The following is a 13,889-nucleotide window of genomic DNA, read 5'->3' as shown; positions in this document are numbered from 1 at the left end:
GCGAATCAAACTGTAGAGCTGCAAGCGATGAGCGTTGAAATTCCAAGTTATTGTAGCGATTGTTCCCCCTCTAAACTTTGCGTCCTCTTTGGTTCGTTGAAGCGGCTTTGCTGAACACAAGCTTTCATGTCCTGGCGCCGAAACCAGATGGCGCGGCCGCATCGAAGTGGCGGATTGCCTGCGGTGAAAACTATCTGCTCGTCCGCCCTCATTCGTAGGACTTCGTGTGGCTGGATGAGTGGTCGAGCGGCCAGCTGCTTTGAGCGCGTTCTGGACGAACCGCGCGTCTGGGAGCTACGGCTGACCTGATCTATCTCGACTGTCGTCGTACCGCAGCGGCGAGAGATATAGTCAGCGGTCTCGGGATCGTTGATGGCTGCGAAGCTGATCCAGCTCGCACTCTCGAACCACTTGCTGGACGCATCCCGCCCTCCATAGGTTTCACGCAACTGGCCGATCGACTGATAGATCATGGTCAGCGTGATTCCGTATTTTCGGCCGGCGTCCCGCGCAGTTTCCAGAATGCGCATATAGCCGAGACGGGCGACCTCATCGAGCAGGAAGAGCGCTCTCCCCTCCATTGCGCCATCGCGATTGTAGATCGCGTTCAGAAACGAGCCGATCACCACACGCGCCAATCCGCTATGGGTCTCCAGAGTCTTGAGATCGATGTTGATGAACACATCCGTTTTGCCCGAGGCAATGTCCTCGGTACGGAATGCAGATCCCGAAACCAGCGCCGCATAGTTCTGGTACGAGAGCCAGTGCGTCTCCTTGATGGCATTTGCATAAACACCGGAGAAAGTTTCCGGCGTCATGTTGACGAAGGCGGCGACGTTTTCCTTGACGAAGTCAGATTCCGAGTTGTCGTAGATATCCTGCAGGCGCTGTCTGAGCTTCGGCTCGGGTTCCGACAGATTGCTGCGCACCTGGCGCAGCGTCTGCTGCTCCTTCGGCGTATGACCGGAGAGGCAGACATCGGCGATGATCGCGGTCAGGAGTTGCAGGCCTGAGGCACGGAAGAAGTCGTCACGGACACCGCTTGCGCGACCGCTATCGCTCATGATCCATGATGCGACTGAGGCAATGTCCTCCTCCTTGGTGCCGCCATACTCGCCGACCCAGTCGAGTGCGTTGAAGCCGGTCGCGGGTTTGCGCGGATCGAGGATCCGCACACGCCGGCCCGCCTCTTCCCGATGTTTCGAGACCATGGGCGCGACCTCGTTGGAGGGGTCGAGCACAATGAGCGAGCCGCCCCATTTCAGGGCCGTCGGGATCGTGACGGAGGTCGTCTTGTAGCCACCCGATCCGGCAAAGATGATGCCGTGGGAGGAGCCGAACGAGCCATCGAAGCAGAGCAGTGGCGACTTGCCGCCAGCACCCCACGTCTCAGTGGTGTCGGCACGGAAGGAAACACCGGCGACACTGTCGCGGTCGACGCGATACCGCTCGCCCACCACGACGCCGCCAGACGCCGGAAACAGTCTGTCGGCTTCGGGAAGCGTCATCCAGTCGGCCTCGCCATGCAGGGCACGTTTGCCAGTGATGCGTTTGGGTGCTGCCCGCGCGAAGGCTGCGTTGCCGATTAGCGCCACGCGCATTGCGAAGCAGCCCGACATCAGTGCTGCAGCGGCACCGATCATGGTCGATGGATCGAGATAGGACAGCGCAGATTTCTCCGCCGGCACTTGGGGGGAAAGCGCAGTAAGTCGCGCGCCTTCCCGCACACAAGCTGTCAGGATGACTGCAGCGTTTCCGATTGCGGCACCAAGGCCCGCGGCACGAATGCTGGCTGAACCGGCTGTTGCGAACAGGAAAATCAGGCCGAGGGCGGCAGCCGCCACGTATGGCGCCGCGACCCCTACCCGTCCCAAGGCAAGCTTTGCCGCCTCGGTCTTTCCGAACCCGGAAAGCCACGTCTCCATCCCTGTCATCGCGAACACGGTGGCACCCATCATGACCGCGGGCAGAATGACGAGAATGATCCTATTCACCTTCATTGCCAAACGCCCCCGCCCCGATCGCTGTCAGTCGGGATCGCTCGCTATCGTCGGACTTCAGCCGCTTTCGCAGGTCAATCAAAGCGCCGAGCAGAAGCGCTCGCTTCTCGAAGCGAAGGCCGGCTTTAACGATCAGGCCGCCAAGCTCTATCTTGTCACGCGTGTCTTTCTTCCTGGCATCGGACGATATGGTCTTGCTCATGCGCTCAAGCCTCAGGAGTGCCGCCCGAAGCCGCGCCAGACGCGAGCGCTTCGGACTGCCCGCTGCCCGTGCTGCTTTCCCCTGCCTCTTTCCGTCCGCTCGTGCCGGGCTTGCCTCCGCGAAAGCGCTTCGCCAGTTCCTCGAACGCCACCTGCAACTCCGTCTCGTCGATCTCGATCTCGCCGAGGCCTGCCCGCAGTGCGACGCGACCGATACGCTCGGCCTCTCTCGTTTCTGCGTGCTTGAGCTGTTCCTGGAGCTTGGCGATTTCTTCGCGGATCTTGGAGGATGGTTTCTTCATCTCTGGATTGTCCCTGTTGCTGCATGGTGTGGTTCACGCAGCCAGAGTCGTTCAGATCGGCGTGCCGATCTACTAACAGAAATGCGAGTAGGCGGAGCCTACGCTTTTGAGCATCATCCCGTCCGTTCGCAAGGACGGATCCGAAGGGCGCAATTATACGTCGCTGATGCGACGCTTTGCTTCTCGGCCCTGGCGGGGCCATCCGCTCCTCACGAACACGTTGATTTCGTTGGGTCGAAGGAGCTTGTCTGGTCATGGCCGTCCCGCATTTCTCAGTCAGCATCGTTGCACGCGGCTCCGGCCGCAGCGCCGTGCTGTCGGCGGCGTATCGGCACTGCGCCAAAATGGACTACGAGCGGGAAGCCCGGACGATCGATTACACGCGCAAGCAGGGTCTGCTACACGAGGAGTTTGTCATCCCGGCCGACGCGCCGGAATGGTTGCAATCGATGATTGCTGATCGGTCTATCTCGGGAGCCTCGGAAGCCTTCTGGAACAAGGTCGAGGAATTCGAGAAGCGATCGGATGCGCAGCTTGCCAAGGATGTCACCATCGCGCTGCCGATAGAGCTTTCAGCCGGGCAGAACATCGAGCTCGTCCAGGATTTCGTTGCCCGCCACATCACCGCTCAGGGCATGGTGGCTGACTGGGTTTTCCACGACGCCCCGGGCAATCCGCATATCCATCTGATGACAACGTTGCGGCCGCTGACCGAAGATGGTTTCGGTTCGAAGAAGGTGGCTGTTGTGGGACGTGACGGCCAACCGCTGCGCAATGACAGCGGCAAGATCGTCTACGAGCTTTGGGCGGGAGGCCTCGAAAATTTCAATGCGTTTCGCGACGGATGGTTCGCCTGCCAGAACCGGCATCTGGCGTTGGCCGGCCTCGACCTCCGGGTCGACGGTCGCTCCTTCGAGAAACAGGGCATCGAGCTAACGCCGACCATCCATCTCGGCGTCGGTACGAAGGCGATCGAGAGGAAGGCGGAGAGTGCCGAGGATAGGGCAGCGCTTGAGCGGCTGGAACTGCAGGAGGGGCGGCGTGCTGAAAATGCCCGCCGGATCCAGCGTAATCCGGAGATCGTGCTCGATCTGATCACGCGGGAAAAGAGCGTGTTCGACGAGCGCGACGTCGCAAAGATCCTCCATCGCTATATCGATGATGCGGGCCTTTTCCAAAGCCTGATGGCGCGCATCCACCAGAGCCCGGAGACACTTCGTCTGGATCGCGAGCGGGTGGACTTCGGGACAGGTGCCCGGACATCGGCGAAGTACACGACGCGCGAGCTGATCCGGCTTGAAGCCGAGATGGCCAATCGATCAATCTGGCTCTCGCACCGGTCTTCACACGGCGTCCGCAAGGCGGTCCTCGAGGCGACGTTTGCCCGGCACGATCGCCTGTCCGACGAGCAGAAGACGGCGATCGAACATGTCGCTGGCGACGCTGGTATCGCCGCTGTCATCGGCCGTGCTGGCGCTGGCAAGACCACGATGATGAAGGCCGCCCGGGAGGTCTGGGAAGCGGCCGGCTATCGGGTCGTCGGTGGTGCGTTGGCCGGCAAGGCCGCGGAGGGTCTGGAGAAGGAAGCCGGCATCGTCTCGCGCACGTTGTCGTCCTGGGAGCTCCGCTGGGAGAAGGAGCGTGACCACCTCGACGACAAGACAGTGTTCGTTCTGGACGAGGCGGGCATGGTGTCGTCTCGCCAACTTGCCTTGTTCGTCGAAGCGGTGACGAAGGCCGGCGCCAAGCTCGTGCTGATCGGCGATCCCGATCAACTCCAGCCGATCGAGGCAGGTGCTGCGTTCCGGGCCATCACGGATCGCGTCGGCTATGCGGAGCTGGAGACGATCTACCGCCAGAAAGATCAGTGGATGCGGGATGCTTCGCTCGATCTGGCGCGTGGAAACGTGGCGAGCGCATTGAATGCCTATGAGCAGGCCGGGTTGGTACAGACCGGTTGGACGAGGCAGAACGCGATCGAAGGGCTGATCGAAAGCTGGAACCGGGGTTTCGATCCCGACAAGACTACGCTCATCCTCGCACACCGTCGTCGTGACGTGCGCGAACTGAACGAGCTGGCGCGTGGCAGGCTCGTCGAGCGCCGCATTGTCGGCGAAGGTTTTGCGTTCAACACCGAGGACGGCCCCCGTCGTTTTGCGGCCGGCGACCAGATCGTCTTCCTGAAGAACGAGGGCAGCCTCGGCGTCAAGAACGGCATGCTGGCCAAGGTCATGGATGCTGCACCCGGTCGCATCGTGGCCGAGATCGGCGACGGGGAGAACCGCACACAGGTCATCGTCGAGCAGCAGTTCTACGCCAATCTCGACCACGGCTATGCGACCACGATCCACAAGTCTCAGGGCGCAACCGTCGATCGTGTCAAAGTCCTTGCATCCAGCACGCTCGACCGTCACCTGACCTATGTCGCGATGACACGCCATCGCGAGGCCGCCGAGCTCCATGTCGGCATGGAAGAGTTCACCAGCCGCCGCGGCGGTATACTCGTCGAACATGGTGTCGCGCCCTACGAACACAAGCCCGGAAACCGCGACAGCTATTTCGTGACGCTCGAGCATGGTGACGGACAGCAACGCACGATCTGGGGTGTCGATCTCAAGCGGGCCATCGAGGAAGCTCGGCCTGATATCGGTGATCGCATCGGTCTCAAGCACGATGGATCTGAGACGGTCACATTGCCGGATGGCACGACGGCCGAGCGGAATACCTGGAAAGTCATCGACGTCGCGGAACTGGCGATAGAGCGGCTCAAGGAGCGGCTGGCTCGCGATGGATCGAAGGAAACGACCCTCGATTATGGGGGCGCATCGTCCTATCGCGCCGCGCTGCTATTTGCGGAGGCCCGTGGCCTGCATCTGATGAATGTCGCCCGCACGATCTCGAAGGACCGGCTCGCCTGGACCGTCCGACAGAAGCAGCGGCTCATCAATCTCGCTGCAAAGCTCGCGGCCATCGGCGCGAGGCTCGGCCTGGCCCGTGGCAGCAGCAACATCTCCATCCCGAACACAGCCAAGAAGGAAAAGCCGATGGTATCAGGCATCACGACGTTCCCCAAAACAATCGACCAGGCCGTCGAAGACAGGATCGCCGCCGACCCTGCCTTGAAGAAGCAGTGGGAGGAAGTGTCCATGCGCTTCCACCATGTGTTCGCCAACCCGGAAGCGGCATTCAAGGCTGTCGACGTCGATGCGATGTTGCGCGATCAGGCGGCCGCGGCGAAGACCATTTCCAGGATCACTGCAGAGCCGGAATCCTTCGGCGACCTGAAGGGCAAGACGGGCCTACTTGCCAGCCGCAACGACAAGGTGGACCGGGAGCGGTCACTCAAGAATGTCACGCCGCTCGCTGACAGTATCGGTGACTACCTGCGCCAGCGTGGCGAAGCCGAACGCCGCAACCACGCACAGGAACTCGCTGTCCGACGACAAGTTGCCCTGGAGATCCCTGCCCTCTCTGCCAACGCGAAGACCGTGCTCGAACGGGTACGTGACGCCATCGACAGGAATGATCTGCCCTCGGGTCTGGAATATGCCCTTGCCGACAAAATGGTGAAGGCTGAACTCGAGGGTTTTGCCAAGGCGGTCACGGAGCGTTTCGGGGAAAGAACCCTCCTTCCGCTTGCAGCGAAGGACAGCGGTGGCGAGGCATTCCAGCGCGTGACTGTAGGGATGAATGCAGCCCAGAAGAGCGAGGTGCAACAAGCCTGGAACACGATGCGGACGGTGCAACAATTGTTCGCCCATGAGCGCAGCGTTACGGCACTCAAGCAGGCTGAGACGCTGCGCCAGACGAAGTCCCAGGGCCTGACCCTCAAATGAAGATGCGCCATCGACATAGAGTGCTGCGGCGCATGAAACGGCTCGTCTGGTTCTATCGGATCTCAAGCGTCAGTCTGTTCGCACTTGGCTTTATCGTGCTAATCGGAGGTCAGGGTTTCAGAGCCAATCTGACACCAAGCGAACCGCTGGGTGTCTGGCGGATCGTCAAGCCCGATCGCCCGATCCTGGTTGGCGATCTGGTCTTCATCTGCCCGCCTGAGACCGACGCAATGCGTGAGGCTCGCGCGCGAGGATATCTGCGCTTCGGCCTCTGCAGGGGCAGGGTCGCGCCACTGATCAAGATGGTTGCGGCGACATCCGGGCAGACGATCGAGATCCATGACGATGTCCGCGTCGATGGTCGTCCGCTGCCCCGCTCGCGGGTCTCACAATTGGACGGCCACGGGCGTGAGATGACGCCCTATGATGGAGGTGTCGTTCCGCCAGGGATGGTCTTCCTGCATTCCGCGTTTCCCGGATCGTTCGATAGCCGGTACTTCGGTCCTCTTCCGATGGATGGCATCCTTGGACTGGCGCAGGAGGTCTGGACTTATGCGCCATGACCTCTTCCGGACGGCTGTCGTCGTCGCGCTATCTACGATCACCGGATGGATCGGTTGGAGTGGTGAAGTGCTCCTCCTTCCGCTCGCAGCGAGCTTCCCCATGCTCTGGTCTCTGGCGCGGACGCGCCTGCAGGCAATGGCAGCCTCCGCGGCCTACTTCCTCGCCGCATCGCGGGGATTGCCGCAGGGTGTATCGAACTTCTATTCATCGGATATCTGGCCCGGTCTTCTGCTATGGCTGGTCGCTTCCTCCGCTTTCGTAGGAGTGCATTCCCTGCTCTGGACGGATCGCAAGGGATGGCAAAAACCACTCCGCTATCTGGCTGCTTGCGTCGCAATGGTGGTCCCACCCTTCGGCATTCTTGGATGGGCGCATCCAATCGCCGCCGCAGGCGTTCTGTTTCCGGGCTGGGGATGGCTGGGTCTGGGTGCGATGGCAGCCGGCCTGATCGTCATGACGACGCAATATCGGCCGGCTGCAGCCTTGGCCATGACAGGCCTCTGGCTCTGGTCCGCCGCTGAGTGGACACCGCCGATTCTACCTGCGTCGTGGATAGGTGTCGACCTAGAAATGGGCGCATCTCTTGGTCGCGAAGCTGGCCTCAAGCGGCAACAAAAGCTGATCGACCTCGTGCGCCTTCACCCGCCAGGCACAACGGTCTTGCTGCCGGAAAGCACTCTCAACTTCTGGACGCCGACGGTTGGTCGCGTCTGGCAGCGATCTCTCGCTGGAACGGAAATCACTGTTATCGCGGGAGCGGCCGTCATCGACAGCCAAGGCTATGACAATGTGCTCGTGAAAGTGTCGGCTGATGGGAGCGACATTCTCTATCGGGAGAGGATGCCTGTGCCCGGATCGATGTGGCAGCCATGGCGAGCCTGGGTTGGCGAACAAGGCGGCGCCCGGGCACATTTCTTCGCCAATTCCGTCGTCGATGTCGGCGACCAGACCGTGGCGCCGCTGATCTGCTACGAGCAGCTTCTTGTCTGGCCGGTCATGCAATCGGCTTTCCACCGCCCCGACGCCATCGTCGCAGTGGGGAATGGCTGGTGGACCGCGGGGACGTCGATCATCGACATTCAGCGGGCAAGCAGTGAGGCCTGGGCTCGCCTGTTCGACCTGCCTCTCGTCATCTCGTTCAACAGTTAAGGATTGATTTCGCATGCTGGATGCTGCCTTGATCAAGGAATGTGCCGACCCATCGCTGAAGCCGGCAATCGTCGAACAGTTTGTGCAGGCCGTTGGCTCGGAGGATCCGCTGGCCATCACGGTGAGGGCCGGCGGCCGCATCATCCTCGTTCCCAAACCGAAAACACCCGAGGAAGCTATCGAGATCGTTCGCGATAACATCGGCGGCTCTGTCGTACGGGTCGGCCTCACCCAGATCCCGGCGGGCATTGGCCTGAAGGATGTTTCCGAACTGAAGGTCAATCTGGTCGAGCCCTGCGCCAATCTGCGGATGGGCACGACGATGTTTGCCAAGATCCTCCGCATCGTCGCCAAATGGTATGGCAACCCGACGAGTGAAGAGGTCTTCCCGCAGCTCTTCGACGATGCTGTGTATGCGTGGCAGACTGGAAAGTTCGAGGGCGAGAGCGTGTTCCAGGCGGAGGATCCAGGTGGCGCGGTCGTTCAACGGTCGACGGTGAAGATCGATGATGCTGCCCAAGTCGAGGAGAACACGATCGCTGAGATACCCGATGACGCTCCGATCAACCCCGACGACGCGTGTATCCGGATTGATCTGACGAGGATCGGCGGCCAGAAATGAAGAGCATCTGCCTTATCGGGCGGGTTTCATGCGAGATGAACAGTCCGATTTGAATTATCGCGCCGGGATCACGTGCCGAGCTTGGCGTAAAACGGTCGATGGCACACGCACGTAATTGGCAGCGCCGAGGTCAGTATCGTAGTCGCCGAGGTGGAACTGCAAGCCGTTCAGGATCCGCTCGCACGCCTCGACGATCTTCTTGCGGTCTTTGATGGGATTGCTGTGAAACAACTCGTTGCGTGTCTCCTTGATCACCCGCATCGTGTCTATGAACATGGTTTTAGTGAACGTGAAGCCTAGAACAGCGTCGGGGGCAAACATGTCGCGGATCAGAGGCCAGTCGGCCTCCATGATCCTCCAAAGTTCCCCAAGCGTCAGGCAATAGTAGAACTCATCGGACTTGTTGTTGCCGGTCACATCCTTGACGTGCTGGGGGTTGACCATGTTGTCGAACACTCGCCAAACAGCTTTCACGAAGGCAGGATTAACCGGTGTACCTAGGATGTTTGGGAAGGCGGTGTAGGCCTGTCCATTCTGCCGGGCATTGCGGATCAATACCCACCAATCCATCCGGCCAAAGCGCTCTTCCAGATAGTCAGCCAGCACCGAGCGTAAGCCATTCTCGACGGCGAATACGAACGGATAGATTGAGGAGAACTCCTTGACCTTGCGGGTATAGATCCGATGGATGACCAGGCGCTGCTCATGCACGGGTATCTGCTGCAGGGCCTGCACCTTCACGCCTTCACGTATGCTGTCACGTAGCAGGGTTGGGTTCAAAGTACGCATGTCGACCTTGAAGTGGTCGACCTGTTGCGGAGTGGGTACGAAGGTGAGATACTCGCCGAGCAACTGGGACGTCGGCACATGCCGTTTGGTGATGCTAGACACTTGTCCCCCTTGCAATTTCCGAGTCGTAGCTCTATAACATACTCACTCGCTGAGTGGTGGCACAATGGTGCTGCGAGCCCGTGGCCTTACTACGGCACTTGGAGAGTCTAAACGGAATTATGGCTAGGCGTGGTCTTATTGACCGCGCCTTTAGTCTTTATGGCTGTGCGTTCGCACTGCTTGTTTACTGGGTCGTCTACGTCATGGCACGTTGAGAAGCTCGCGGTATCAGTTGCCGGATGGCTCGTTGGCAGCCTTTGAAAGTAAGAGCCGCTTTGACGACTTCACCGTCACGCCAAGGTCGGAAAGCTTGCGAGGTCGGCCTCGTGCCGGGTGTGCAGCAGTCCAGATTTCCGCAAGTTCAACCATGCGCGTGGTGAGACCCGGATACCCTTCGACGATCTCTTCGGTGGTCGCACCCTGAGCCTTCATGGCTGCGATCGTCCTGACTGGAACGCGGGTCTTGCTGAACACCGGTTCGCCGCCAAGAACACCCTTCACGCTTTCGATAACCCGCTCGGCTTCCCGGAGTGCCTCCGCACGTGCCGCAAGCTGTTGGCGTGCGCGGGCAACATCAACGATCAGATAGTCATCTGCTCGAACAGTGTCGGCATCCGGATTCTGGTCAATCGTGTCAAAGAGCCGCTGGCGGCGCTCGGCCGACAGGATCGAGCCGACCCCATACCAAAGCTTGAGCCGCAGCAGGTCATCGTCAGATAGGGCTCGTCCCTCATCTTCAGCAAGGCGCCGTGCGATGATCCGTTTGTCGATTGCGTTGTGTACCGATTTCACGGCGATCTCGCTGACGGCAGCTGCTTCCGCAGGCGTATAGGCGCGTGCCAACTCAGTCATAATCATTCTCCTTGTGGAGAATATATAATAGCTTTGGTATCGGAAGTGAAGAGGCCTTTCCAAGATCTGCGAACTAGCGGACTGAGGCCATCCAACTCCAACGAGAACCGTTGTTGTTCAAGTCTCTCTGTCGGGCGTGACCAGTTCGACGTGGCTCACACCAAGCGCCTGCGCAATCTCATAGATGGTGATGACAGAGGGGTTGCGCTTCCCTCGTTCAAGGCCACTAAGATATTGCTGGCTGTAGCCGGAGCGCGCTTCCACATCCTCCTGTGTCAGGCCTTTTTCCCGACGGAGGCGGGCAAAATTCCGGCCGACCAGCTTGCGCATATCCATGCGCCGAAAGATCAACGTTTACATACTTTAAGTTTATCAACTATAGTATGTATTTGAGATTTAAACCGATTTGCCTTCGCGGATACCTCGTTCCAAAGAAGGTTTACACCAGCAGCATATGGGCGGTAATTGGACCGATAATGTTCAAAGCAAGTGCAGACGGGCCTGTGTCTGATACCAAACTCATATTGCGCCCACTCATCGGATTGATGAGTGACCAGCCGCCCGAAGAGATAGAACGCCACGTCGTGCGCGAGATCGAGAAACATCGTCGTTTACGCGATGACGCCGTTATGCTCGAAGCGAAGGTCGATGCCGCAGCTGACCCGGAGACGGCTCGCGAGGCAAGTCAGGCCTATATCGCGGCGATGATTGCCGTCCACGCGCAGCAGACGGTCGTCTCGACGCTTCTTGATATTTTGGGCTACATACCGGACATGCCGAAATCAAAGGGCCACTGAGCTAGATCAGACCAAACTCCTTGGCCATAGCTGTTGCCTGCGGCAAGCTCGTCGCTCCCAACGCTGACTTGGCGTTACGGAGGAAGAACGCGACATTGGCGTATGTGGTGTTCTCGATGATAGCAATGGCCTTCATCGATTTGCCCTCTGCAGACCAGCGCAGGCAGGTCAGTTCGTCGGACTTCATCCGAATGGGAGTGTGATGGGTCGGCTTCGCTCCCAGACCTTCAAGCCTCGAGTGCAGTTGCGCGACTGCAGAAGCGGCAAGTACCGGGTTCAGCGATTGCCCCAGGGCAAAGTCAGCTTCTTCAGAAGCCAGGGTGAGCATTGCCATCCGGCCAAAGCCGGTCTTGATCGGAATCGTAATGCCTGAGCGGATCCCGAACTCTCCCGCCTCTCCATAAAAGTTTCTGCGTTCCTTGCTCATCCGAAGCGACGTTTCGTTGGACCACGCGAATGCCTCAAGCTGGTCGCGCGCGTTTCGCACGACGGGATCGATCAGAGCGTAGGATTTCTCAAAGTACCGCTGCTGCCATTCGACGTCATAGTTTGAGATCGCCGTTTGCGTCTCTGCCTGAAGATTGAGATAGGCATAGGCGCCAAATCCCGCTTCACGGCTTAACTTCTCCAAGGTCGCTTTTACCGTGGCTTCCTCATGCGCCAGGGCGACCTGTTCGGTCAAACGCTCAAACCATTGGTTCAATTCATGGCCTCCTTTGAGTGAGGGTATGAACGCAACAAGGTTGCAGTCATAAATGGCAGTACCCCTTGGCGGGGGTCCGGTAGCTCCGAGACGGAGGCGAAGCACACCATTGCGCTCGCCTAAAGTTGAGTATTAGGAGAAAGAATTTACCCACGCAAGATTGTATTATGTCATCGCGATTCAATTACATAAGAGATGACCGATTTGCGCCAAGGTCTATTCTATTACCGATACGAATTCGGAAAAATAATGTCTTGATCGACCAACACATTGAATTTGTAGCCCGGCCTGATCCTGATGGTCGGCTGGACATTCAGATTTTTTGAGATCGTCTGTTCCGCCACTCGGCCGAACGATTCGGCAAAATTTCGGCGAGCGGCATCAGATGCTGTATCCTGCGTGGCCAAGGTCGAACTCTCCGGCATCGACATATCGATCCCCGCGCCGATGATGGCAACAAGCGCGGCAGAGCCGAACGTGCGCCAGAGATGGCGATCAACCTTATCCTTGAAGCCGCCATACCCCTCGGCATCCGTGCCGGGCATGCCGCCGATTTGAAGCGTCGAGCCGTTGGGAAAGATTATGTCGGTCCAGACGACCAGCACGCGCTCCTGCCCGAACGACACCTTGGAATCGTAGCGACCGAACAGCTTCGCTCCCTGCGGGATGAGCAGCCGGTCGCCGGTGGCACTGTCGTAAACATTTTGACTAATCTGTGCCGAAATCCGCCCAGGGAGGTCCGAGTTCAGACCCGTGATCATGGTCGCAGGTATCACCGATCCACGCTTCAACTCGTAGGGCGAAAACTGCGGGACCACTTGGTTTGGCAAATAGCCAAGATCCTTTATGTCCTGGTTGAAGAAGTCCTCCTTCGACGTTTGGCCATTTTGATCGACGTTCTGTCCGAGCAAACCGGACTTCATCGCAGCGCTGTAGAGATCGGATGCACTGTTCGTCGTGGCATTCAGCGGTTGGCGCGCGTCGGTTCTGGTTTCGGAGGCGCTTTTCTGGACCTCGGAAACGTCAACCTTGAGCGGTGAATCGAGAGCTGTTGCCCGTGCCTGGAGGCTTGCCATCCTCTGACGTTGCGCTTCGCGGAGAATCTGCTCGTCCTGTTCCCGCTTCAGCCGGGCCTTCCACTCGGCTTCTGGCTCGAGTTGCGATCGCCGTTCCGTCCGAACGTCATTCTGCCGCTCCACGACGCCCTCTCTCACCGGCTCGCGCTCGACAACGACTGGTGTCGGCTGAAACACTTCGCGTTGCTCCGGTTCGCCTATGATCCCGTCCGTCACGCCTCTTTTCAGCTGATCCCCAAATGTGGTCGCCGGCGATGCGGAGGTGGTGTCGAGCTCGTTCCCACGGTTGAAGGAGAGACCGCGCCACGACAGGCCGACAATCACGACGCCGAAGAACAGAACGATGATGACGATCGCGACGATGATCGGCAGGCGATTGAGGCGCCGCATACTCTGTTGATCGTCAGCATTGCCCGTCGTGCCGAGCTGGAGCGATTGAACCATGGTCTCCCCTCCCCTCAGTTTCGCTGCATGATCGAAAGCGGACTAGCCGGCGTGGCACCGGCTGATGTCGCCGTGTAAGCCCGGCCGAGCGCAATGCTCGGCGTGCTGATCCGTGCAAGGACCTGCCTGTCGAAGCTGTCGATCGACCACGCAACCTCGAGGGGCTTCTGATCCTTGCCGACTTTCCCATCGGCGATGACCGTGTATCCCCATCCCTTCAGCGCTGCCTCAAGGGCGGCGGCGTATTCGGAGGTGTCCTTGTCCATTTTGAGGGTCGTAGTGCCGGCCGGGCCGACCTGTTCGGCAAGCCGGCTTGCCATGTCGCCGGCGATGGCGCTCGCGGTGGCGCCAGTGACGGCAACCGGCGTGGAATTCGTGGTCAGTGTTTCATCCGCAGTCTGGCAGCCGGAAAGGAAGGTGGTCATGATGATGGCGGCAAGGGTTTTTCTCAT

The 13,889-nt window shown here is 59.4% G+C and carries 14 protein-coding genes; 5 read left to right on the top strand and 9 right to left on the bottom strand.

The genetic code is table 11. The features are described from left to right. Positions 1–47: 47 nt before the first annotated feature. Genes traG through traC form a run of 3 tightly spaced genes read right to left on the bottom strand, consistent with a single transcriptional unit; the run spans position 48 to position 2,503 of the window. Positions 48–2,000 carry a Ti-type conjugative transfer system protein TraG gene (gene traG, locus QZ869_RS13190; RefSeq protein ID WP_296105336.1) on the bottom strand — a complete coding sequence of 651 codons (1,953 nt, stop codon included), beginning with the start codon at positions 1,998–2,000 and terminating at the stop codon, positions 48–50. Then, positions 1,987–2,202: a type IV conjugative transfer system coupling protein TraD gene (gene traD / locus QZ869_RS13185; protein ID WP_296105335.1), complete on the bottom strand. Its 216-nt coding sequence runs from the start codon at positions 2,200–2,202 to the stop codon at positions 1,987–1,989. Before traD ends, traG begins: the two co-directional genes overlap by 14 nt. Positions 2,203–2,206: 4 nt before the next feature. Further along, positions 2,207–2,503, bottom strand: a complete 297-nt coding sequence (gene traC, locus QZ869_RS13180) for a conjugal transfer protein TraC (protein ID WP_296105333.1) — start codon at positions 2,501–2,503, stop codon at positions 2,207–2,209. A 254-nt stretch (positions 2,504–2,757) separates the two neighbouring features. On the opposite strand from traC, the gene traA reads away from it, so the two are divergent. From traA to QZ869_RS13160, 4 genes are read left to right on the top strand one after another with little or no spacing between them, the layout of a single operon-like run. After that, a complete protein-coding gene (traA, locus tag QZ869_RS13175; RefSeq protein ID WP_296105330.1) occupies positions 2,758–6,339 on the top strand; it encodes a Ti-type conjugative transfer relaxase TraA in 3,582 nt (1,193 codons plus the stop codon). Positions 6,340–6,371: 32 nt separating this feature from the next. Beyond that, complete coding sequence (gene traF, locus QZ869_RS13170; RefSeq protein WP_296105329.1) at positions 6,372–6,902, top strand: conjugative transfer signal peptidase TraF; 531 nt, start codon at positions 6,372–6,374, stop codon at positions 6,900–6,902. After that, complete coding sequence (locus QZ869_RS13165) at positions 6,892–8,052, top strand: conjugal transfer protein TraB (RefSeq protein WP_296105327.1); 1,161 nt, start codon at positions 6,892–6,894, stop codon at positions 8,050–8,052. The genes traF and QZ869_RS13165 overlap by 11 nt, the downstream gene beginning before the upstream one ends. 13 nt (positions 8,053–8,065) lie before the next feature. After that, positions 8,066–8,674 carry a TraH family protein gene (locus tag QZ869_RS13160; RefSeq protein WP_296105325.1) on the top strand — a complete coding sequence of 203 codons (609 nt, stop codon included), beginning with the start codon at positions 8,066–8,068 and terminating at the stop codon, positions 8,672–8,674. Between the two features lie 54 nt (positions 8,675–8,728). On the opposite strand, the gene QZ869_RS13155 is transcribed toward QZ869_RS13160, so the two are convergent. The 3 genes from QZ869_RS13155 to QZ869_RS13145 form a co-directional block, all read right to left on the bottom strand. After that, a complete protein-coding gene (locus QZ869_RS13155; protein WP_296105324.1) occupies positions 8,729–9,565 on the bottom strand; it encodes a hypothetical protein in 837 nt (278 codons plus the stop codon). 228 nt (positions 9,566–9,793) lie between these two features. Next, positions 9,794–10,417, bottom strand: a complete 624-nt coding sequence (locus QZ869_RS13150) for a DUF433 domain-containing protein (RefSeq protein WP_296105322.1) — start codon at positions 10,415–10,417, stop codon at positions 9,794–9,796. A gap of 117 nt (positions 10,418–10,534) precedes the next feature. Then, entirely contained in the window at positions 10,535–10,753 is a 219-nt protein-coding gene (locus QZ869_RS13145; RefSeq protein WP_296105320.1) for a helix-turn-helix transcriptional regulator, read from the bottom strand. 140 nt (positions 10,754–10,893) lie between these two features. Between QZ869_RS13145 and QZ869_RS13140 the strand changes: the two genes are divergently transcribed. Beyond that, entirely contained in the window at positions 10,894–11,214 is a 321-nt protein-coding gene (locus QZ869_RS13140; protein WP_296105318.1) for a transcriptional repressor TraM, read from the top strand. A gap of 1 nt (position 11,215) precedes the next feature. Here the strand turns inward: QZ869_RS13140 and QZ869_RS13135 are convergent, their stop codons facing one another. From QZ869_RS13135 to trbH, 3 genes are all read right to left on the bottom strand, one after another. Beyond that, a complete protein-coding gene (locus QZ869_RS13135; RefSeq protein WP_296105316.1) occupies positions 11,216–11,896 on the bottom strand; it encodes an autoinducer binding domain-containing protein in 681 nt (226 codons plus the stop codon). A gap of 245 nt (positions 11,897–12,141) precedes the next feature. After that, positions 12,142–13,437, bottom strand: a complete 1,296-nt coding sequence (gene trbI, locus QZ869_RS13130; RefSeq protein WP_296105314.1) for an IncP-type conjugal transfer protein TrbI — start codon at positions 13,435–13,437, stop codon at positions 12,142–12,144. Positions 13,438–13,451: 14 nt separating this feature from the next. Next, positions 13,452–13,889 carry a conjugal transfer protein TrbH gene (trbH, locus tag QZ869_RS13125; protein ID WP_296105312.1) on the bottom strand — a complete coding sequence of 146 codons (438 nt, stop codon included), beginning with the start codon at positions 13,887–13,889 and terminating at the stop codon, positions 13,452–13,454.

This window comes from uncultured Agrobacterium sp. (assembly GCF_913777885.1).
Classification (GTDB): Bacteria; Pseudomonadota; Alphaproteobacteria; order Rhizobiales; family Rhizobiaceae; genus Agrobacterium.
This window is presented reverse-complemented; position numbering and strand designations above follow the sequence as displayed.